Raw genomic sequence first — 21,846 nt, 5'->3', positions numbered from 1 at the left:
AACTCACGTCGTTGGCAGCGGAATAATTCCCCGGTCAAACACTTGGTTATCCGTGCCAATTCCACTGATGAGGATGCGATCGCGATACACCTCATACGCCGCAAAACTCAGCCGTTCAGCCGAAGTCGCCGTCCATTGCGATCGCCCTACAGGACGAGTCCCAGCCCCACCCCCACAAATAACATAGGTCGTGCCATCAATGGGACGAGTACGCTCATAGTTGTGTTCATGACCGTTGATATACAACTGTACGCGGTATTTTTGGAATAGGGGCGTTAGGGTTTTAATGAAAGGTTGATTCAGCCCATACTGACCGGATGAGTAAATCTGATGATGTCCAAATACCACTTTCCAAGGTGCATTACTGCGGCTGAGTTCTTCCTCTAACCAAGGGAGTTGAGCCTTCCAGTCGGCATTGTGATTCGTATCGAGGGCAAAAAATTGCACATCCCCCTGCCGAAACGTGTAGTAACGCCCCGACATATTGAAGCCAGGATAACGGACTTGCTCGTCACCATTCCCGGTACGAACGTCATGGTTGCCAAGGCAAGCTTGAAATTTGACCCCCTGTTTGAGTAACGGTTGATAGGGCTTCTCAAATACGGCACCAATCTTTTCCATCTCGCCGTTGTTATAAATATTGTCCCCCGCCAAAATCACCAAATCGTAAGGATTGAGCTGATGATAGCGAGTCATCGCCGCCGCTACCGCATATTGTCCAACGGCACCCGTGCCTGTGTCGGCTACAGAGACAAAACGTAGTAGAGGCGACCCTTCGACAGGTTTGATCAGAGTATCTGCCGAGGCTGAAGCCAGATTGTCAGTATTCGTCGGACTGATATTCGTACTTTGAGAAGTCTGATGCCGGATTACTGTGCCGAAAATCCCTAAACCAAAAATACTCAAGCCACTCAAAAAAAGAAATTGACGACGGTTAAGACTCATAGACCTATAGCTTCAGATGGGGAGCAAGTTTGTTAGAAGTGATAGAGTTGTGCTGTAATGGCAGCTTTCCGTAAGAATCTATCGCATTTGAGTTCAAGGGCGCTGCCTGGGAGGAGGTTCTAATGTCAGACGATCAACAGAAGCAGCCACAATCAGAAAGTTCCCCAGCTCAAACACTGCCAATATCTTCTGCGACAGCTCCCGCAACAGGCAAGACGGTTGGGCGCACTGAAAACCAAGAGAAGCCGTTTCTCAAGGCTCAAACCCTTAAAGTCTTGCGAGGAACGATTGGACTACTAGAAGGCGTTGTGCAAAAACTGGAGACAGAACCTGTCCGGGAGATTCCTCCCCAGGCAACCTCTCCTGCCACAACAACCGTGTCCGCACCCGTTTTAGACACCACGACGGCGACACCCGAAACAGAGTCACTCAGTCGTGCATCAGAATCCATTGCGGATGATATCCCAGCCGTCGTGCCAGAATTTATTGGTTCTGATACCCCAACAGTCGTGCTAGAATTTAGCGATTCTGATATTCCAACCGCCACGCCAGAATTTATCGCTTCTGATACCCCAACAGTCGTGCCAGAATTTAGCGACTCTGATATTCCAACCGCCACGCCAGAATTTATCGGTTCTGATACCCCAACAGTCGTGCCAGAATTTATCGAATCTGATATTCCAACCGCCACGCCAGAAGTCGTAAAACAGGAATCCGTTTTTGAACCAGTCTCCCAAACAAGGCCGCCGAGATTGCTCGATCGCATACTGCCCTCGTTTGACAAACTTCAGGCATTTTGGGATGGAACCTTAAGGAAAGTTCGCTCTTTACTGCCAGCCGCTTGGAATGAAAAGCTATCCGATTGGGCATTAACGAGTGCGATCGCAGGCATTGTTGTGATTATTATGGTGACAACGGCAGCACTGCTCCCAGAAACACCCGCACAAGTGGCGAAAGCGCCTCCTAATACCATCGATGCACCCCCCGAATTGAAAGCCCCCAAACCAGCGCAACCCGTGGAAGTGATAGCCCCTCCCGAACCAGAACTCACTCCAGAACAAAGCCTAGTAGCCTCCATTCAACACCAAGTCGCCGAAATTACGGAGCGCTACGGCAATGGACTGATTCAGTCCATCGAAGCCAACTTTATGGCAAGTCGTCTCATGGTCAAAGTTAGCGATCGCTGGTATGAACTCAAAGAGTCTCAGCAAAATAAGTTAGCTGACGAAATCCTGCGCCGCTCTAGAGAACTGGATTTTAGCAAATTGGAAATCACCGACCTCCAAGGGACGCTAGTCGCTCGTAACCCAGTCGTCGGGTCTAATATGGTAATTTTAAAGCGACAGGAATTGGCAGTCAATTTATAGACAATCAGTGCCTTGTGCATCGAGAATGTCTCAATTCCAAGTCTGCTTGTGTATCTACTACCCGTGTTTTTGTACCAATCTCTTTCCAGCTAGAACCACTAAGCTGTTGTGCATTTAAAAGAGGGAGTTAGGTTTGGTGCCTTTTTCTTGTGGGATGGGCATCCTGCCCGTCCCAGCGATGCCATTTAAATGCCAATTAGCTTAATCGCTCAATAGATCCACCTGTGCAAGGGAAACAAGTAATCATGCAAGCCTGGGGAGATATACAAGAGCTAGTCTTGCCCGTCAGACAAGGACTCGCTTTCTTGAGAGCTAGTTTGTCCGCCTCTTGGTCGGCTGACTACGAAGTGTGGCGCAACAGCTTCTTGAGGAACCGCTTACGTCTCACCTTGCGGATTTCGCTGGGTGCTGTCTTCACTGTTATCCTCCTGATTTTAGCTATGGCGGCCTTAAATCAGAAGTTTGCCTGGTCGCAACTGTTGATCGGTCTAGCCGTGGAACTGTGCCTTTTGACATGCTTAGCACTGCTCAACACTCCACTCAGTTACCGTTATCCAGGACTGCTGTTTCTCGGATTCTCTTGGTCAATCATCTTAGTGCCACAAATTGGATCTTCCCTGTTAGGGAATACCGAGCTGAATGTGTTTAACGGGACGTTCGCGTTTTTGACACAAGCCACACTCATGCCGGTGCGCTGGCCTCTTCACTTGCTGTCCCAGTTGAGTGCACCTATCTTTTATCTGGGTGTGAATCTTGCCTTCAATTTGAACGTGGATCAACAGATTTACTTGAATCTGCCACTAAATTTGTATTTATTCTGGTTTTGCTTTATCTGCGACCTTTCTGTGTTTCTGTACGAACGTCTACAACGCTCTGAGTTTCAGGGTCGTCGGGAAATTGAAGTCGCTTACCAGAAACTAGAATCCGAGCGGAAAAGAACCGAGCGACTATTGCTGAATATCTTACCCCAACCGATTGCCGAACGATTGAAGCAAGAAGAACACACGATTGCCGATCAGTTTCCGGAAGCAACGGTTTTGTTTGCCGATGTTGTGGGCTTTACTCAGTTAGCTTCCGAAATCTCGGCTGCTGAATTAGTGGTATTGCTCAACAGATTGTTCTCCATGTTTGACCAACTGGCAGAACACCATGGTGTGGAGAAGATCAAAACGATTGGGGATGCCTATATGGTCGTGGCCGGTTTGCCCACCCCCCGCAGCGACCATGCTCAAGCGATCGCCAATCTCGCGATTGATATGCAACATGCCGTGGCTCATTTTAATGTCGAGATGAACCAATCTTTGAGTATTCGGATTGGTATCAACACAGGCCCCGTCGTCGCTGGGGTGATTGGTCTCAAACGCTTTATCTATGACTTGTGGGGAGACACGGTGAATATTGCCAGCCGCATGGAATCTCAGGGAATCGCTGGTGTCATCCAGGTTTCAGAAGCGACCTATGAGTGTTTAAAACAGCACTATCTTTTCCAGAAACGAGGTGTTATTCAAGTTAAAGGAAAAGGCGAGATGACCACTTATCTGCTGATGGGCAAGTCGAGTCTGTCGCTTATATCAAGATTGCCGAGTTAATCGATTTAAGTTTAATTTTCTATTTCTCACTTGGGCTACGTTATCCTCATTGGATTTTGGGCTGTCATATTTCCCCCCATCCCTGATGCCCATTGGGTTGATTTAGCCTATTTAATTAGGAAATAAATTCATGCAAAATTTTCCCCATTCTTGATTAGGTAAGGTTTTGCTGTTTACGAATAATGTGTATTTCTTAAGGCAGATATAATATTATCATACCGTAAATTATAAAAGCATCAGTATTGTTATTAACTAGTTTTTTCTTTTTTAAAAAAATAAAAAAACATGAGAGGGGAGATAAGTTGAATGCATAGCTCTTTCTTAAAAAAACAATCAACCCGCCTCCTTGGGGCGATGTTTATCCTCCTAGGATCAGCCGCCTCCTCACAGGCAACGACCCTCACTGGCTATGCCACTTACGGCAATATGATGAGCGGAATGCGGGTAACGGCTAATTTCTTGGATGGCTCCTCCCAAACTCTGACTTGGGGTGCTACGGATTCGCGATCGGGAGGAGTTTTCGGTAATGCCTGGGGTTTAACTCAATCTGGTAATACCTACGCACCTGATAATTCCAATCCAGAGGCAGCGGCCTGGATTTTGAGCAATTATGGTTCAGGTATGACGTCTTTGGTGATTGATGCCATTCCGGGAAACACCGTTTTTGATAATTTATATGAAGTTGACAGTCCCCTACAAACACCCGGTTCAGAAAGAGGTTGGCCTTTTCAGGTGGTTTCTGGACTAGGCCCAAGTTCCTTTAATTATTCCGTCCCCATTGATAGCTCTTATGGAGACTTGTTTGGAAAATTGTCACTCTATTGGAGCGGTGGATTTACAGGCATACTGAGATTCTTTGCCGATGCAGATACCGGTACTAACAATGACCCCGTTAAACCCAAAGACCCAGTCGAGTACAATTCTCCGCCAACGGCCTATTTTTCTGCACCCACCATCTACGAAGGGCAATCCGCCTCAACCGTAGTTCAAGCGACAGACCCTAGTGCAGAAGCCATTACATTTTTGCTCAATGGTGGCAATATTGGCACGGACTACGCTAGTACAGGCATCCGTCAAGTCGGCGTAAATTTTGGGACCTTTCTCGATAACGGCGATTATACTTATACGGCTCAAGCGAGGGATGAAAGCGGCAATTACAGCCTTCCTGTTACGAGTACGCTCAGCGTCTTAAATCTTCCTCCCACTATCACCAGTGTTAACATTCCTACCATTTATGAAGGCCAATCGGCGTTAGCTGATATATCCGCCACTGATCCAGGTGCTGACTCCGTCAACTTCTACCTGAACGGGAATTATGTGGGTACTGACTTGAATACATCAGGAGTTCGCACCGTTAGCACCAACTTAGGATACTTTGCGGATAATACTTACATTCCCTATACAGCTACCGCTTTAGATAAAGATGGAGCTTGGAGCGAGCCAGTTGCCAGCGGGCTGAGTGTCTTAAATGTAGCTCCAACCCTAACGAGTTTCGACCTGGCAGAGTACGTGATTAATGAAGGTCAATCGGTAACCGCCCTCTTGACGGCGACTGATCCAGGCGCAGACGCACAAACATTTTTTATTGATGGGGTAAATATTGGCACTGATTTGCAAATTTCCGGCACTCGTACAGCCACAACAAATCTCGGCTCCTTTGCCCCAGGTACCTATACCTTCACAGGTTTAGCACAAGATAAAGATGGGGATTGGAGTAATCCAATTTCCAGAACGATACAAGTTTTGAATGTTGCTCCAACCATCACTCAAGTCACTCAGAATTTAGTGGCCAAGGCCAACGATTTCTTTGATTTTACGGTGTCCGCCGTTGACCCCGGAAAGGATAGTACAGCTCTCACCTACGAGTGGGATTTGAATGGGGATGGCCTATTTGATGACTTTGTCGGTGCGGCTGGGCAGTGGACTTTTCCAGACTACGGTAACTATAAAGTAGCTGTGCGAGTCTCGGATGGGAATGGTGGTTATGCTTATAGTTCCTTTGACGTGGAAAGCGTTCCTGAACCGAGTTCGGCGCTGGGTGTATTCGTGTTTAGTGCTGGTGGTGCCGCTGCCTTATGGAAGCGTAAGCAGCAATCCAAAGGGAAGAATCCAGGCTGAAACGTTGAACAAGGCAGAAGGCATCGGCTCTCATACGAGGAAGCAGAATGCTTTCATGTTTTGTTCTTTTATGGGATGCAAACCCCTCCTGAACTCCGAGCCTGTGAACATTGTTCACTCTTGGCTTAATAGCCTTACACAAGCGAGAGTCGTGGGTTCCATGTCGTTCGCGTAGCGTTCTCCGTAGGAGTAGGCATTACTTGTGCCTTCGGCCTGCTGTCCTCTGCCTTTTTTGGTCATGTTTTCAGTCCCCAGTCTTCTGTACACTAGGTGTGAGCAAATCAGGCGATCGCGCACGGGAATAGGCTCCATCCGACTAACCAAAGAAAGCGGTATGGTTACAGCACTCTCGTGGGATCTTTGATGGTAACCTGGAAAATGACATTTCTAAATGTAAAGACCGTTTTTCAGAATCTGAAAAGGTAGCTTCAAAACATAGGCGCAGCATGGTCACCACCACAGAAAAGACAAACACTGGCGTAATTATCCAAATCATCGGTCCCGTTGTCGATGTTGAGTTTTCCACCGGCAAGATGCCGCAGATTTACAATGCCTTGAAGATTGCAGGCAAGAACCAAGCCGGACAAGATGTCTCCGTCACCTGCGAAGTGCAGCAGCTATTGGGAGGCAACCAGGTACGAGCGGTAGCGATGAGTACCACCGATGGACTGGTACGCGGCATGGAAGTGGTGGACACAGGTGCCCCCATTAATGTGCCAGTCGGCAAGGCAACCCTGGGTCGGATTTTCAACGTGCTGGGTGAACCCGTAGACAACAAAGGTGCCGTCAATTCCGAGGAAACCTTCCCCATTCACCGCTCGGCTCCCAAATTCACGGATCTGGAAACCAAACCTTCGGTTTTTGAAACCGGAATTAAAGTGATTGACTTGCTGACGCCCTATCGGCGCGGCGGCAAAATCGGTCTATTTGGCGGTGCGGGTGTTGGTAAGACCGTAATCATGATGGAGCTGATCAACAACATTGCTACCAATCATGGTGGTGTGTCGGTGTTCGGCGGTGTGGGCGAACGCACCCGTGAGGGAAATGACCTCTACAATGAAATGATCGAGTCAGGGGTTATTAATAAAGATAATCTCAACGAATCGAAGATTGCCCTAGTCTACGGTCAGATGAACGAACCCCCCGGAGCCAGAATGCGTGTGGGTCTTTCTGCTCTGACGATGGCTGAGTACTTCCGGGATGTGAACAAGCAGGACGTACTCTTGTTCATCGACAACATCTTCCGGTTTGTGCAAGCGGGTTCTGAAGTATCTGCGCTCTTAGGTCGGATGCCCTCTGCTGTGGGATATCAGCCGACTTTGGGTACGGACATGGGAGATTTGCAAGAGCGGATTACTTCCACAACGGAAGGCTCTATTACCTCAGTTCAAGCGGTTTACGTGCCAGCGGATGACTTGACCGACCCCGCACCCGCCACAACCTTTGCTCACTTGGATGGAACAACGGTATTGTCTCGTGGTTTGGCAGCTAAAGGGATTTATCCGGCTGTAGACCCACTGGATTCAGCTTCCACCATGCTGCAACCCGCTGTCGTCGGAGAAGACCACTACAACACTGCCCGTGCTGTTCAATCCACGCTTCAGCGTTACAAGGAACTCCAAGATATCATTGCGATTTTGGGCTTGGATGAATTGTCAGAAGATGACCGACTGATAGTGGCTCGTGCTCGTAAGATTGAGCGCTTCTTGTCTCAGCCGTTCTTTGTGGCAGAAGTCTTCACCGGTTCTCCGGGTAAGTACGTGAAGCTGGAAGAAACGATTGACGGCTTCAAGCGGATTCTCGCAGGTGAATTGGATGACCTGCCAGAGCAAGCCTTCTACCTGGTGGGCAATATTAACGAAGCGATCGCCAAAGCCGAGAAAATCAAGTCAGGTAGCTAAAATTTCCCTCAGTAGGGTGGGCGAGAGCTTGCCCTACTGTATGGGCGTAATGCCTTATGCCCTGGATCAATTTATCACTTTAGACCCTTTCTAACCCCTAACCCCTACTCACCAACGGATGACTTTAACTGTTCGTGTAATTGCTCCCGACAAAACTGTTTGGGATTCCGAGGCTGAGGAAGTAATTCTCCCCAGCACCACTGGACAACTGGGTATATTGTCCGGTCACGCTCCGCTATTGACCGCTTTAGATGTGGGTGTGATGCGAGTTCGTCCTGGTAAAGATTGGTTGCCCATCGCGCTCATGGGTGGCTTTGCCGAAGTCGAAAATAACGAAGTGACGATTCTTGTTAACGGTGCTGAGCGTGGAGATGCAATCGACAAAGCAGCAGCTCTCGAAGCTTACACCAAAGCTGAAGAACGTCTCAACCAAGTTCAAGGCACGGAGAATCGGCAGGAGCAAATTCAGGCGAATCAAGCCTTTAAGCGCGCACGCGCTCGTTATCAAGCGGCTGGTGGCTTGATGTGAGCCATAAAAAAGGCAAAAGAGAAGGCGTGAGTCCTTTCTTTTGCCTTTTAGTTAAACGACTTCGCTGGATTAAGCGCTGCCCGTGAAAGTCACTTCGGGAAACTTCGACTGAGCTTCCGCCATCGGGCGGCGTCTACCTTCTTCTTGCCAGTAGTTAATGACTTCCGTTGCCTTGTTGAGCAAGTCAATGCGATCGCTTTCGGAAATCCAGTGTTTGGCTTCCAATTCGTTCTTCAGCTGTTCCCAGGCATCATTCCGAGGCCAGAAAAAGTATGAGGTCAAAGGGCTAGTCCCTTTACCCACCACTTGATCCACAGCTAGAGCTACGTTTTCCTCCAACCAGAGCACTTTTAGAATAAATTTGGCCAATCGCACCTCCAGCGAGACTTCAGGCGTTCTGAAATTATTGTACAATTTTCTATTTTAACCTACGGTGTATCCACCTGAGTGATGACTCATCCACAATCCCAAACATTCACTCCCCAAAGCACAGCTATTGTGATTTTTGATATTGATGGCGTCGTGCGAGATGTGGCTGGGTCTTATCGACGGGCGATCGCAGATACGGTAGAGTATTTCACCCACGGTGTTCACCGACCTTCTGGAGTAGAAATTGACCAGCTCAAATCAGAAGGATTTTGGAACAATGATTGGGAAGCGTCACAAGAAATCGTTTACCGCTACTTTGAGTCTCAGGGTCAGGCGCGCACACAAGTGGATCTGAATTACGAGACCCTCATTGCCTTTTTTCAGTCTCGTTACCAAGGCCCAGACCCCGAACACTGGACGGGCTATATCTGCACCGAACCGTTACTCATCCAATCCAGCTATCTAGAACGTCTAACCGCCGCCGGAATCGGTTGGGGCTTTTTTAGCGGTGCACCCAGACGCGAAGCTCAATATGCACTCACCACACGTCTGGGTCTTGTTAACCCGGTGCTGATTGCCATGGAAGATGCTCCTGGCAAGCCTGACCCTACAGGACTGTTGGCAACCATTGAGCAGTTAGGACAACGGCACAATCTTGAGCCAAAAACGCCTGTGTTCTACGCCGGAGACACGGTGGCCGATATGTACACCATCCAGAAAGCTAAAACCCTTTATCCCGAACGAACTTGGATTGCAGTTGGCATTCTACCGCCTCACGTTCAGACCGTACCCGAACACCGTGATACTTATCAACAGACTCTTCAATCAGCGGGTGCAGGGGTGGTATTGAATAATGTTGAACAGTTGACTCCCGAACGAATTCAACAACTTGTACTTCAAGGCTAAAGTACGGTAATTCAGACAAGCCCTCCTACCCCCATCCCACAGGCAATTTCTGCTCTTCAAATCGGCTTTCTGAGAGGATTGCTCGCTTACCTAAATTTCGTCCACAATTTTTACCCAGCCTTGCCGCACAGCGTAAATCAGCCGCGTTAATAAATCTTCATCTTCTTGTGTGAAGGAATGATCCAAAGGAGCGGTCATCAAGTCATGCCAGTCAGCAAAGCTGATTTCATGAGAATGAATCACTTTAGCAAATAACTCCGGAAGCCGACATGAGCTAGTGCTGTCTTTATACTTTAGTTGCTCTTTCCCAAATAACATATAGTTAGTGCTGAGGAGCCGTTTTGTCTAATAGAAAGTACCATTTTAATATTTAGTTTATATCTTCTCAGGGATAGATATTTTTTCTTAAAACAATGCCTTTAAGACAACCCTGACTCACTCAATAGAATAAACTGGCTTTCAGCTGTGGGTGAGCCTGAGTGCTGCGATTAATTAATTTTTTAAAGTTATCAGTAAGCGAATTGGGATGAAACTCTGAGGTTAGTATAACCTACACTTATGAGTATACCCAATTTAAAAATTATCTCAACAAATAATTTTAAGTAATTGTTAAAAACTAAAGCGTTTTGTTAACTTAATCGGCACAGCACTCGATTTGAAAACTCTTTTGACTTCATGATTGTTTACAATCATAAGTTTTTACAGAACTCCAATAATTAAAGAGTCCATGAAACGAGGGGTTATTCTGCCTGTACCTTAGGGAATAAGCCTTATGATTTCGTGTACAGCTCATTGAGGTTTAATTCAATTTTGTTCAGAAATCTTGAGGTCACGAAAAGAAAAGTAAAAAATATTTACCTGAATAGTTGTTTGAGGGAGGACGACTAATTTGTGCCAAGTTTACTTCCTGGAATCAACAATCGCTCAGTTATTTGCTCATGCCCTTCAACAAGGGAAACTAACCCTAACAGATCGCTGTGTGTTAATGACAGCACTTGTAAATAATTCTCTTTGCCAAGAAGAAGAAATCTTAATTAATCGGTTGTTGCACGCAGTGCGCCGAGGCAGATTGCAGGTTGTGGATGAGTAATTTTTATCCAATGGGATATGGGTTATGGGTCGTGAGTTAGTGAAGCTCCAATCCCCAATCCCCAATCCCAATCCCCAATCCCCAATCCCCAAACTCTAAGTTTTATCGTGAGCTAGAGCTGACAAGCTTAAGGAACATTCCAACAATTACTCTTCCTAGGCTCTACCTCCTAGTTGTCTTTATCTCAAAGTTAGGAACTTCTCCAAGGCGGCAACCATGACGGGAGGCCAACGACGAATCGTTTTAACCCACTCTAAGTCTTTATAGCGATTGTCAAGACCAACCACTGCCGCCCAATTGCTCTCCGCTTCACCGCGTTTTCCGTCTTCCCACAACACAGCCGTGAGTGCGGCTCGTACATCAGGAAATTGTGGGTATTTGCGGATAATATTGCGTAGGGTGCGAAGGGCTTCTTGTTTCTGGCCCGTTTGATAGAGGGCGAGGGCGTAGTTGGCACGAGCAAAGGCAAAATTGGGTGCTAAGTCGGCAGCTTTTTCATAGCCAGCGATCGCCTCTTCCCATTTTCCCTGTCCGGCTTTGGCATTCCCCAAGTTGTTGTAAGCCATTGCATCAAGAGGGTCGAGTTCCAGTACTCGCTTGTAATCTGCGATCGCTTCCTCCCACTCGCCCAATCCTTCATAAGCCGTACCCCGATTGAGATAGGGGTCTGGTGCATCGGGAGCTAACTCAATCGATTGATTAAAATCTGCGATCGCATCCTTTAACTTATTCTGACTGACTCTAGAATTTCCGCGATTGCTCCAACCGACGGGATTATCTGGCAACAGCTCAATTAATTGAGTCCAATACCCTTCAGCCGTCGGGAAGTCACCTTTATTTGTCGCGGCAAACGCTTGCTGCCTGAGTTCATTAAATTGTTGCATCTGAACCTCAGTCAAGTCAGATGCCTGTACCTCCTGCGCCATCACTGGCGATACCATCACTAAACTTGCGATTACGACAACCAGTAATGCACTCAGAACTCTCAAAAACCAGCGAATCATTAGAATGCTTTTTCCTTTATTCTTATATCAAATTGGGATGTAAGTCCGAGCCAGAAGTCAAGAGAAACCACTGACATTTGACCGCTCAATTTTGGATTAAATACGATTTTTGGTACAATCCGCTAACTTTAGCGATGTAATAAATCCCAAATCCCAAATCCCAAATTGAATGACCTTCTACTCATAATTTAAATGCTTCCGAGCCGCTACTGTCGCAACGCGACCACGAGGCGTCCGGTGTACGTAACCAATCTGTAAAAGATAAGGCTCATACACTTCCTCAATGGTTTGAGCATCTTCCCCTGTTGCTGATGCCACAGCCTCCAGACCCACAGGCCCCCCATTGAATTGTTCAATCATCACACTCAGGACAAGCCGATCCGTCCAATCTAGACCCATCGGGTCTACATTAAACACTTCTAACGCTTCTTCGGCAAACTCTTTGTTAATGGGTGCAACTTTCTTGACTTGGCAATAGTCCCGAACCCGCTTTAAAAGTCGGTTCGCAATTCGAGGGGTTCCACGAGAACGACGGGCAATTTCTTCGGCACCCTCTTCGGTTACAGGCACTTTGAGAACCTCGGCGGTTCTTTTTACAATTAAAGTCAGTTCATCGGTTTCATAGAAGCGCAGACGTTGGATCAAACCAAAGCGATCGCGCAGGGGTGAAGTGAGTGACCCAACTCGCGTGGTTGCCCCCACCAAAGTAAACTTGGGCAATGGAATACTGCGAGTCTTAGCGGTTTGACCCTTACCAATAGTGAGATCTAAGCGATAGTCCTCCATTGCCGGATACAGCAATTCCTCCGTCATCCTCGACATCCGGTGGATTTCGTCAATAAATAGGATATCTCCTTCTTTAAGACTGCACAGAATGCCCATAATGTCTCGTGGGCGTTCTAAAGCTGGTGCTGCCGTAATTTTGCAGTTGACCCCCATCTCCGTCGCCAAAATCAGCGACATGGTGGTTTTCCCTAATCCGGGCGGGCCATACAAAAGTAAGTGATCGAGTGATTCGTTTCTACCTTTTGCCGCTTGAATCGCAATGTCCAAAACACTCTTTAATTCTTTTTGCCCAATGTAGTCAGCCAGTCGTTGGGGTCGGATACTCTCTTCCTGGTTACCTGTTTCGTCTGCCCTTGCCGTTGCCAGCAAAAGGTCTGCGTCTTCTGTCTCAGGTTTGCGGAAATTGTTACGGCGACCCTTACCCTTGGATTTTTTGCTGGACTGAGGTTGCCGATCTGGTTCTTGAGACTGTTGTTTAAAGGAGGTTATCGCCATAATTAAGTCATCGTTCTGAGTGAGCTTCCTCTGAGCCAGAGAATGATGAGAGCATGGAGGACTAATGACTGATCGCTAAGGACACTCAAGCCATGCTCGCTAAACGAATCTTACCTTGCTTAGATGTGAAAGCCGGACGGGTTGTTAAAGGTGTTAACTTCGTTGATCTCAAGGATGCCGGTGATCCAGTGGAGTTAGCTCAAGCTTATAACGAGGCAGGAGCCGATGAACTGGTGTTTCTCGATATCACCGCTACCCATGAAGACCGGGAGATTATCATTGATGTGGTCTATCGCACAGCCGAACAGGTATTTATCCCCTTAACCGTGGGTGGCGGGATTCAATCCTTAGAAATGATTAAACTATTGTTAAGGGCTGGGGCAGATAAAGTTAGCATCAATTCCTCGGCGGTGCGTAATCCAGATTTTGTTAACGAGGCTAGCGATCACTTCGGCAATCAGTGCATAGTCGTTGCCATTGATGCGCGACGCCGCCAAGATGCCAACAATCCAGGGTGGGATGTCTACGTGCGAGGTGGACGAGAAAACACAGGCAAAGACGCCATCTTGTGGGCCAAAGAAGTGGAGCAACGCGGTGCTGGCGAACTCCTCGTGACGAGCATGGATGCCGATGGAACCCAAGCGGGGTATGATTTAGAACTCACACGTACCATCGCCGAACAAGTGCAAATTCCCGTTATTGCCTCCGGCGGAGCAGGGAATTGTGCTCATATTCATGAAGCACTCACCGCAGGGAAAGCCGAAGCGGCGCTTCTGGCATCTCTGCTGCATTACGGGCAACTCACCGTCTCCCAAATCAAAACCTATCTGAAAGAACGTCAAGTCCCTGTGAGATTTTAGCGTAATACATTTGGCTTTAAGTACTCGGAATGAGGCACTTTTGTCATACAGATCGTACCGCTTTACTCTGTGCAGCAGGCAAAGCGGCTGCTAGAATAGGGGGTGACTGTTACATTTCGTAATTTATGTTGATTTTTATTTTAATACTTGATGTCGCGTTAGTGGCTTGGTCGCTGCACCTGATGCAGGAAGCCTTCGACACCCAAGAATTCTCTCTCATGTTAGCTGGCACTTTAGTGGCGATGTCAGCCGCCGCCATGTTAGTGGTTTATTTCCTGATGGGTAGTTACGTTGGCTATCTGACTCACATGGCTCAATCCTCCAGCTTGTTTTACTGAATTATGCCTCTTTCTCCCCAAAAGCTTGACGAAACAAAATTATCAAGCTATCGTAGAATACGCGGTACGGGGTTATAGCTCAGTTGGTAGAGCACCTCAATGGCATTGAGGGGGTCAGCGGTTCGAATCCGCTTAGCTCCATGTAAATAAACCATAAATGAAGAAGCCGAAAACAGATTTAACTTCTGTGTTTGGCGCAACAGCCCATCGGGGTTACCCAATCCGATTGGCTAACTCCCTGATTCCGCCAAAGAGTGGGAAAGATTGACGAGAGTCAAGGGAATTTGCGGCTCATTCTTATTGCATAACTTGGATGGGCAGGATACCCAGCCCACAGAAAAAGGCTGAAACCGAACTCGCTCTCTTAAATGCACAACAGCTGCGTCTCCTGGTTAATAGCCTATGGCATGATGCCTCGATAGAGTCCTCTTCCTCATTTTGACTCCGAACTCAGGTACAAACGCAACCCTAAAATAGGACGAAAAAATCGAGTATTTATCAGATTTTGGCTTTATTTATACACAAAATATCTTTGCCAAAGCGTTGCCCAAAAAATTACTCACAGCCCTGGGTTCAGCTAGAGTCCTTAAAGAGCGATCATAGAAGAAGGCTTCGATGAGCTGTGTCACGGAAACGAACAGTGACACTATTTATATAGATGTTGATGTCGATTCTAAAGATATTGGCTACATTGAAATCTATCTAAGGTAACGATAAATGATACGTGAGTCGTAAGCTGTGGAAGTCATTTTCAAGCTTTGAGGCTCCGGGTGGATATAGGGGCGGGTGTCCCCAGATTACTGAAGACTCTTATAGGGATATTATTATGCAGTCTGAACAACAACAGCGCATCATGGGCTACTTCATTGAGGAGGCAAAAGACCATCTCAATACCATTGAGCAGGGTTTGCTCAGTCTGCAAAGCACAATGGAAGACAGGGAGATGCTCAACGAAATCTTCCGTGCTGCCCATTCCGTCAAAGGTGGAGCAGCAATGTTAGGAATTAATAGCATTCAGCAAGCAGCTCATCGCCTTGAAGACTGCTTCAAAACCCTACAAGAGTCGTCAGTCAAACCAGACCATCAGTTAGAATCCCTCTTCTTGCGGGTCTTTGATACCCTTCAGGCACTCGTAGAGCAACTTCAAAGCCCGTTTGGCCTAAGCGACGAAACCGCCGGGGAAATCATGTCGGATGCTGAACCCGTGTTTGATGAACTCAACACGCATCTAGAAACGCTGGTCAAAACAGTAGACGAACCTTCTGTGGTAACGGTTGAAGCGCCCAAGGTAACTTTGGTAAATTCTCCTATGAATACAGCAAATCCCAAAACCCTGCCAGCCAACTTTAAACGAGATGTCCTGATCGAGCTGCGGGAGATGTTACAGCTATTTAAACAGCAAGACCAGCCCGAACATCGGGAAGCCTTACAGGTTCATTGTCTGAATCTCGTCCGGTTGGGCGAACAGCAAGACCTCCCCGGTTGGGACGAGTTACTAGAGACGGCACGGGTCGCGATCGCCTGTTCCTCAAATTCCTATCGCCTGCTTGCCAACATTGTCATCAAAGAAATCAAACAAGCTCAAGAATTAGTGCTCGCCGGTCGCTCGGTTGAAATTTGCGCCAGCGAACAGCTCAAAGCCCTAGCTCCAGAGCCTCCCGCCTCCGAGACTCCAGTGGCACTCCAATCCCAAGAGTCAGAATTTGATCTAAATTTTGACCACGAGGTTGAACAAGACGCTCAAGAGTCCGAAACCCTAGAATCTCATAGCCAGCCGTTTCAGAATCAGAGTGAATCGTCATTAACCAATCTCTTTGAAAGCTCAGACACACAGATTCAAGCCGACCTCCAAGACTACACACCCGACACTAGAGTGGAAGAGGAAAGTCCTTCCCCTCAAGCCTTTGTCCAGTCGGAACAGCAGACAACGAGAAAAATTTACCGATTTGCCGCCCCCAGCGAACCCGAAGTTGGTGTGGCAGAACTGAACACTCTGGCGGATATTTTTGAAGGTCAAATGCCCGATTTGGATGAAACCTGGCAAGACGAAGAAATTATCAGTTTAGATGACAACTCAGCGGCCTCTCACTCCGGCAATTTATTTAGTTTGGATGAACAAAGTGATTTTTCTGACCTCGTCAGCGATCTAGATAGCTTAGATTTAACCAATGAAACCTCGACGAGCGAAGACTTGATGGATTTGTTTGGGGATGAATCGCTAGAAGAAGCCGTTGTTCATACTCCAGAACCAACCCACTCAGACTGGAGGGGTCTAAACACTGAAACACCCCTAAGTACAACCGATGCGGTGACGAATGACTTTTCTGATTTGCTATTTGAGGGAGATAACCCCGATCCCGTGTTCGATTCCAGCCGCGAATCAGATGACTTAAGCAATTTATTTGGGGACAGCTTCTTTGAGGAAAACAGTCCTCTGGAACAAGACTTAGATGATTTTGATTTCGAGGCTAACGCTACCCCCCAATTGCAGAACCCGGACGATGACCTGTTTGCCGATCCCGTGGCGGATGTGTTTGCAGAAGCTCCAGAGGAGTTATTGAAGGATACAGAAGCATCAATCAGTGAGAGCTTCGCCACCGAAGAAAATGAGTTTCTTGCTTTTGAAGACTCATCACAGGAATTGGAAAACCTGGAGGGTGAAGAACTCTGGTTGGACTCAGCCGCCCCCACGGAGTCAGACATGGACTTTGGCGACCTAATGGAAATTTCCGAAAGCGTTGCCGATGCACATCCTCATGGGGCGAGTCCTGCGGGTGCCGTTCCATCGGCTCAAGAGTTGAGTGACGAACCCGTTATGGACCACCAAGCCACAGATTGGGGCTGGGAAGAATTGGACGAATCGGCCGCAGACTTTGATTTTGACGCCCCAGCCGATTTCAATCAAGGCGAAGAGGTAGGAGACTTTATCAATGTTGAGAGTCTCCAATTTGATGATTTCGGTGTCGAGGCGGATACGGCTGCCCTATCTCAGCCAACCGAGCGATCCCTGGACGCCAGTATCTTCGATAGGTCTACCCATGATATCCCGGCTCAGGAGACGGAGAGTTTTTCCGATTTGGCTCTGGAAAACTTTATGTCAACAGATGAGCTGAGCGGTGCAGATGATTGGAACTGGGACGAAGAACGTGAAATCTCCCTTGATCAGGTCGCTGACTTTAACCTGGAAGGAGATTTTACTGATACCACGACGGCTGACCCGATGTCAGAAAGCTTAGGGCAGTGGGATAGTCGTGCAGCCGAGGAATTGCCTTCTTTGGAGAATGCTGCAACCGAAGAGTCTTTTTGGGATGAGCATCAGCCAGAGCTAGCCTCGGATGAGTTGGAGTTAGCCGGAATGGACGCTGAGGGCGAAGCTTCTGCCCTCGATTTTGATTTCGAGGAAACAGCCAGCGATAGCTTCAACCTTGAGGCCAATAATAATGGCGATAGGGATGACTTGTTTGAAGACGCCGAGGGCGAAGCTTCTGCCCTCGATTTTGATTTCGAGGAAACAGCCAGCGATAGCTTCAACCTTGAGGCCAATAACAATGGCGATAGGGATGACTTGTTTGAAGACGCCGAGGGCGAAGTCTCTGCTCTCGATTTTGATTTCGAGGAAACAGGCAGCGATAGCTTCAACCTTGAGACCAATAATAATGGCGATAGGGATGACTTGTTTGAAGACGCCGAGGGCGAAGCCTCTGCTCTCGATTTTGATTTCGAGGAAACAGCCAGCGATAGCTTCAACCTTGAGACCAATAACAATGACGATAGGGATGACTTGTTTGAGGATGAAGCCCTCTCCACCAGCGTGGCAGCCCAAAGTGCGGCATTGGAAGCTCTAGAAGCTTTCCAGGATTTGTTAGAGACACCCACCGCAGAAGCTGAAACCCAGGCCAGCGAAGGGTGGGAGTTCTCCGGCTTAGAAGAGCTAGAAGATCCCTCTGAGTTGGATGACCTGAACGGCTTCTTTAATACAGAAGACGTGAGCGAGACGGATGCGCGATCGCCGATTAGCGACGCTGACTCGTTTTGGGAGGAAGCGCACGAGCCAAGCCACTCGCAGGTCGAGCAGGCACTCGACTTTGAAGACTTTTCCCTCTTTGACATACCAGAGGCACCTGACAACGCAGCGGTCGCCAGTCGGCCAGAATCAGCGCTTCCCGAAGAAACGTTTGAAGACTTGCTCTTCGAGTCCAGCGCTTCAGAGGTAGACCAGGGAACCGACCTTTCGGATGCCTTCTTAGATACCCCAGAAAGTGACCTCTTTGACCTGGAATTCACAGAAGCTGCTTCTGCGGAAATGGAAAGTGCGGTGTTAGACGCCTCACCCATGTCAGATTTCGAGGCTATGTTTGGGGATGAATCTACAGCGGAAACCGAGGGTGCAGCGGTAGAGGCTCCAGCACTGTCAGACTTCGATTTGTCGTCGTTCAGTGCGAATGAATTGAATTCGGATGCGGATTTATGGGCCGGCGATTCGTCATCCTTAGAATGGGCGTTTGAGGCAGAGGAAGAAGCCACCGCAGAGGCTCAAACCCCGCTTTTTGAATGGGACGAAGCTCCTGATGCCACTGTTGAGAGTGCTGCATTAGACAGTCCATCCGCGTCAGATTTAGATGGGCTGTTGGGTGATGGAATCTTTGGAGATATCGATTCCCTCGATGTTGCAGATAACGCAACGGATAACTTGTTTGACACCGAGATGGCTTTGAGTGAGGAGCAACAACCCACACAGGAAGCTGTGGCTGATGATCTCCTCGATTTTAATTGGGAAGGTACAGGTGCGATTGAGGCCGATAATTTCGATGATTTCTTCAGCATTCAGACAGATGAGGTTGCGGATGCCGAAAATTGGGATGAGTTGTTAAACGCGGCACAAGAGGCTGAGGTGCCGGATGCCGAAGCCACGGCGCTATCCGAGAGCGTTACGGACGCACCTGTTGACGCAACAGCCTTGGACTTTGAGGCCATAGAGGATGAAACGGCAACCGCATTGGATCTGGATTGGGGACCCGAAGAGAGTGATCACCTGTTCGCCGAGAGTGGGGCGGACGCGCATCTGCACGCGCTCGCTGCACAGGATTCAGCGGTGGATAGTTCTCAAGCCTTGGAATTCGACGATTTAGAAGCCATGCTGAATGGGGGCGAGGAACTAGCGGTTTCGGGTCTAGAAGCCTGGGACGCCACGCCTGAGAATGGTGAACTCAACGGTCTCGATGAATTTGCCGATTTAGAGGCGATGCTGGCTGAGGCTCCTAGTCACCCAGCTACCGAATCAAGCGACTTGGATGTGTTTCAAGACCTCGATTCCCTGTTAGAAGAAGAGACCCCAGCGATGGCTCCACCAGCCCCAGCACCCGTGAATCGTGCAACTGCCAAAGCAGGTTCCTTAGCAGACGAATTCGGAGACCTGGAGAGCCTGCTAGAGCAAGCCGATAAGAGCATGGGGGGGCCTCCGAGCATCATGCCCGACCAAGGCAGGACGCGCCCTCCTATGCGTCCCCGTACCCCCCGCGTGTTTGAGCATACAATGCGGGTACCCGTTAAACATCTAGACAGCCTCAGCAATTTGGTGGGAGAACTGGTGGTCAACCGCAATACCCTAGAGCAAGACCAAGAACGTCTGCGGCAATTTTTAGATAATTTATCCCATCAGGTTTTAGCTCTGAGTGATGTGGGGGCGAGGATGCAAGACTTGTATGAGCGCAGTCTCCTGGAAAGTTCGCTGTTGGCGAGCCGTCAGGGCTATCGTTCTCCAGGAGTGTCCGATCTCTTCTCCCATCCGCCCCACCACTCCGGTGTAGAATACGATCCCCTGGAAATGGATCGTTTCACCGGCTTCCATTTGCTCTCCCAAGAGATGATTGAACTGATCGTGCGAGTACGGGAGTCGGCATCTGACATTGAGTTTTTGGTGGATGAAACCGATCAAGTGGCTCGGATGTTACGGCAAATCACCACCCAACTCCAAGAAGGTTTAACCCGAGCACGGATGGTGCCCTTTGCCCAGAATGCCGATCGCCTGCTGCGTGCCGTACACGAAATTTCTCGGAAGTTAGGGAAAGAGGCTCAATTACAGGTTGAGGGCCGGGAAACCTTGATCGATAAGATGATTCTCGAACACCTCTATGACCCGATGACGCACCTGGTCAATAACGCCCTGACTCATGGGATTGAGTCGCCAGAAGTCCGCAAAGCAGCTCGGAAGCCACCGGTGGGGAAAGTGACGCTGCGAGCATTCCACCAAGGGAACCAGACGGTGATTTCTATCTCCGATGATGGAGCCGGAATCGATGCCGAACGAGTCAGATCGAAGGCCATTCAGCAGAGACTGATTACTGCGGCTGATGCCAAAACTTTGACAAATGTAGAGTTATATGACTGTCTGTTCCACCCTGGTTTTAGTACAAAAGACAAAGCCGACGATTTCTCCGGTCGAGGTGTGGGGATGGATGTTGTCCGCACCAGCTTGAGTGAAATTCGCGGAACGATCCACATTGATTCCACCGTGGGCAAAGGCACGACTTTTACCATTCGTCTACCTCTGACGTTGAGTATTTGTAAAGCGCTCTGTTGCCTGAGCGATCGCGCCCGCATCGCTTTCCCCATGGATGGGGTGGAAGACATGATGGATATTTTGAATGATCGCGTTCAAACCAATGCAGAGGGACAATCCTGCATCCAATGGCGAGATACACTCCTACCCTTCCACTCTCTCTCTGATCTGCTCACCTACAAACGTCAACTGAGTCGCAACACGGTCTACGGCGGCAAACGGGAAGACGACATGATTTCCATTGTGGTGCTGCGGAGTGCAGGTAACTTCCTCGCCATCCAAGTGGATCAAGTGTTAGGTGAACAGGAAATTGTGATTAAGCAACTCGAAGGCCCACCGCCTAAGCCCGTAGGAATCGCTGGGGCTACTGTCTTAGGGGATGGTCGGATTATGGCGATCGCTGATGTTCTAGAATTGATTGACCTGGCGAACGGACGGATTCGCAAGGATGGTGGCGTCACCCTCTGGCCTAGGGAAGAACCACAGATCGAACTGCCAGGAGAAATCATCGAGGCCAAATCGGAACCGATGGTTCTGATTGTGGATGATTCGATTACCGTGCGTGAGCTGCTTTCCATGACCTTCAGTAAATCCGGTTATCGGGTCGAACAAGCTCGTGACGGTCAGGAAGCGTGGGATAAACTTCGCTCAGGTTTACCTTGCGACATTGTGTTCTGTGACATTGAAATGCCGAGAATGGACGGTCTAGAGTTGCTGTCTCGACTTCAGAAAGACGAAAATCTCGCCAACCTACCCATTGCAATGCTCACCTCGCGCGGTGCCGACCGACACCGACAAATGGCAGCTCAGTTGGGAGCCAGTGGCTACTTCACCAAGCCCTATTTGGAAGAAGTACTCCTTGACGCCGCTCAGCGCATGATTAAAGGGGAAGTGCTCTTTAACAGCAACAGCAACGCTTGATTGATTTGAAGAAGGCAGAAGCCCTCTGCCTTGGGACTTGTGCCTTCTTCAAGAATGACGTAATGACGA

At 48.5% G+C, this 21,846-nt stretch carries 16 protein-coding genes and 1 tRNA gene; 11 read left to right on the top strand and 6 right to left on the bottom strand.

The features are described 5' to 3' along the window. Window positions 1-3 precede the first annotated feature (3 nt). Window positions 4-945, bottom strand: coding sequence for a metallophosphoesterase (locus tag NDI48_15245; GenBank protein ID MEP0832528.1), 942 nt, complete (start codon window positions 943-945; stop codon window positions 4-6). Between the two features lie 122 nt (window positions 946-1,067). Here NDI48_15245 and NDI48_15240 point away from each other — a divergent pair, with 122 nt between their 5' ends. The 3 genes from NDI48_15240 to NDI48_15230 all read left to right on the top strand — a co-directional run bounded on the left by NDI48_15240 (window position 1,068) and on the right by NDI48_15230 (window position 6,019). Further along, window positions 1,068-2,312: a hypothetical protein gene (locus NDI48_15240; GenBank protein ID MEP0832527.1), complete on the top strand. Its 1,245-nt coding sequence runs from the start codon at window positions 1,068-1,070 to the stop codon at window positions 2,310-2,312. Between the two features lie 245 nt (window positions 2,313-2,557). Further along, window positions 2,558-3,901: an adenylate/guanylate cyclase domain-containing protein gene (locus NDI48_15235; protein ID MEP0832526.1), complete on the top strand. Its 1,344-nt coding sequence runs from the start codon at window positions 2,558-2,560 to the stop codon at window positions 3,899-3,901. A 306-nt stretch (window positions 3,902-4,207) separates the two neighbouring features. Next, a complete protein-coding gene (locus NDI48_15230; GenBank protein MEP0832525.1) occupies window positions 4,208-6,019 on the top strand; it encodes a PKD domain-containing protein in 1,812 nt (603 codons plus the stop codon). Window positions 6,020-6,133: 114 nt separating this feature from the next. On the opposite strand, the gene NDI48_15225 is transcribed toward NDI48_15230, so the two are convergent. Beyond that, window positions 6,134-6,331 carry a hypothetical protein gene (locus tag NDI48_15225; protein ID MEP0832524.1) on the bottom strand — a complete coding sequence of 66 codons (198 nt, stop codon included), beginning with the start codon at window positions 6,329-6,331 and terminating at the stop codon, window positions 6,134-6,136. A 134-nt stretch (window positions 6,332-6,465) separates the two neighbouring features. On the opposite strand from NDI48_15225, the gene atpD reads away from it, so the two are divergent. Both atpD and atpC read left to right on the top strand, forming a co-directional pair. Continuing rightward, complete coding sequence (gene atpD / locus NDI48_15220; protein ID MEP0832523.1) at window positions 6,466-7,920, top strand: F0F1 ATP synthase subunit beta; 1,455 nt, start codon at window positions 6,466-6,468, stop codon at window positions 7,918-7,920. A gap of 118 nt (window positions 7,921-8,038) precedes the next feature. After that, window positions 8,039-8,449 (top strand): ATP synthase F1 subunit epsilon, encoded by a 411-nt coding sequence (gene atpC, locus NDI48_15215; GenBank protein MEP0832522.1) that lies wholly within the window; start codon window positions 8,039-8,041, stop codon window positions 8,447-8,449. Window positions 8,450-8,518: 69 nt separating this feature from the next. On the opposite strand, the gene NDI48_15210 is transcribed toward atpC, so the two are convergent. After that, window positions 8,519-8,818, bottom strand: coding sequence for a 30S ribosomal protein PSRP-3 (locus NDI48_15210; protein MEP0832521.1), 300 nt, complete (start codon window positions 8,816-8,818; stop codon window positions 8,519-8,521). An 81-nt stretch (window positions 8,819-8,899) separates the two neighbouring features. On the opposite strand from NDI48_15210, the gene NDI48_15205 reads away from it, so the two are divergent. Beyond that, window positions 8,900-9,724: a TIGR01548 family HAD-type hydrolase gene (locus NDI48_15205; GenBank protein MEP0832520.1), complete on the top strand. Its 825-nt coding sequence runs from the start codon at window positions 8,900-8,902 to the stop codon at window positions 9,722-9,724. A 90-nt stretch (window positions 9,725-9,814) separates the two neighbouring features. On the opposite strand, the gene NDI48_15200 is transcribed toward NDI48_15205, so the two are convergent. Further along, window positions 9,815-10,042 (bottom strand): hypothetical protein, encoded by a 228-nt coding sequence (locus NDI48_15200; protein ID MEP0832519.1) that lies wholly within the window; start codon window positions 10,040-10,042, stop codon window positions 9,815-9,817. A 571-nt stretch (window positions 10,043-10,613) separates the two neighbouring features. On the opposite strand from NDI48_15200, the gene NDI48_15195 reads away from it, so the two are divergent. Further along, the gene (locus tag NDI48_15195) at window positions 10,614-10,814 is read left to right on the top strand and encodes a hypothetical protein (GenBank protein ID MEP0832518.1); all 201 of its coding nucleotides are present in this window, start codon (window positions 10,614-10,616) and stop codon (window positions 10,812-10,814) included. A gap of 179 nt (window positions 10,815-10,993) precedes the next feature. On the opposite strand, the gene NDI48_15190 is transcribed toward NDI48_15195, so the two are convergent. Then, window positions 10,994-11,818: a tetratricopeptide repeat protein gene (locus NDI48_15190; GenBank protein ID MEP0832517.1), complete on the bottom strand. Its 825-nt coding sequence runs from the start codon at window positions 11,816-11,818 to the stop codon at window positions 10,994-10,996. A 177-nt stretch (window positions 11,819-11,995) separates the two neighbouring features. After that, window positions 11,996-13,099 carry a Holliday junction branch migration DNA helicase RuvB gene (gene ruvB, locus NDI48_15185; protein MEP0832516.1) on the bottom strand — a complete coding sequence of 368 codons (1,104 nt, stop codon included), beginning with the start codon at window positions 13,097-13,099 and terminating at the stop codon, window positions 11,996-11,998. A 92-nt stretch (window positions 13,100-13,191) separates the two neighbouring features. Here ruvB and hisF point away from each other — a divergent pair, with 92 nt between their 5' ends. From hisF to NDI48_15165, 4 genes are all read left to right on the top strand, one after another. Then, window positions 13,192-13,959, top strand: a complete 768-nt coding sequence (gene hisF, locus NDI48_15180; GenBank protein MEP0832515.1) for an imidazole glycerol phosphate synthase subunit HisF — start codon at window positions 13,192-13,194, stop codon at window positions 13,957-13,959. Between the two features lie 125 nt (window positions 13,960-14,084). Next, on the top strand, window positions 14,085-14,297 hold the full coding sequence (locus tag NDI48_15175; GenBank protein ID MEP0832514.1) for a hypothetical protein: 213 nt from the start codon (window positions 14,085-14,087) through the stop codon (window positions 14,295-14,297). A gap of 68 nt (window positions 14,298-14,365) precedes the next feature. Then, window positions 14,366-14,438, top strand: a tRNA-Ala gene (locus NDI48_15170). A gap of 685 nt (window positions 14,439-15,123) precedes the next feature. Then, window positions 15,124-21,777 carry a response regulator gene (locus NDI48_15165; protein ID MEP0832513.1) on the top strand — a complete coding sequence of 2,218 codons (6,654 nt, stop codon included), beginning with the start codon at window positions 15,124-15,126 and terminating at the stop codon, window positions 21,775-21,777. Window positions 21,778-21,846: the final 69 nt, after the last annotated feature.

Source organism: Microcoleus sp. AS-A8 (assembly GCA_039962225.1).
Lineage (GTDB): Bacteria > Cyanobacteriota > Cyanobacteriia > Cyanobacteriales > Coleofasciculaceae > Allocoleopsis.
Note: the sequence above shows the minus strand (reverse complement) of the source record. Positions and strands in the feature narration are given on the sequence as shown.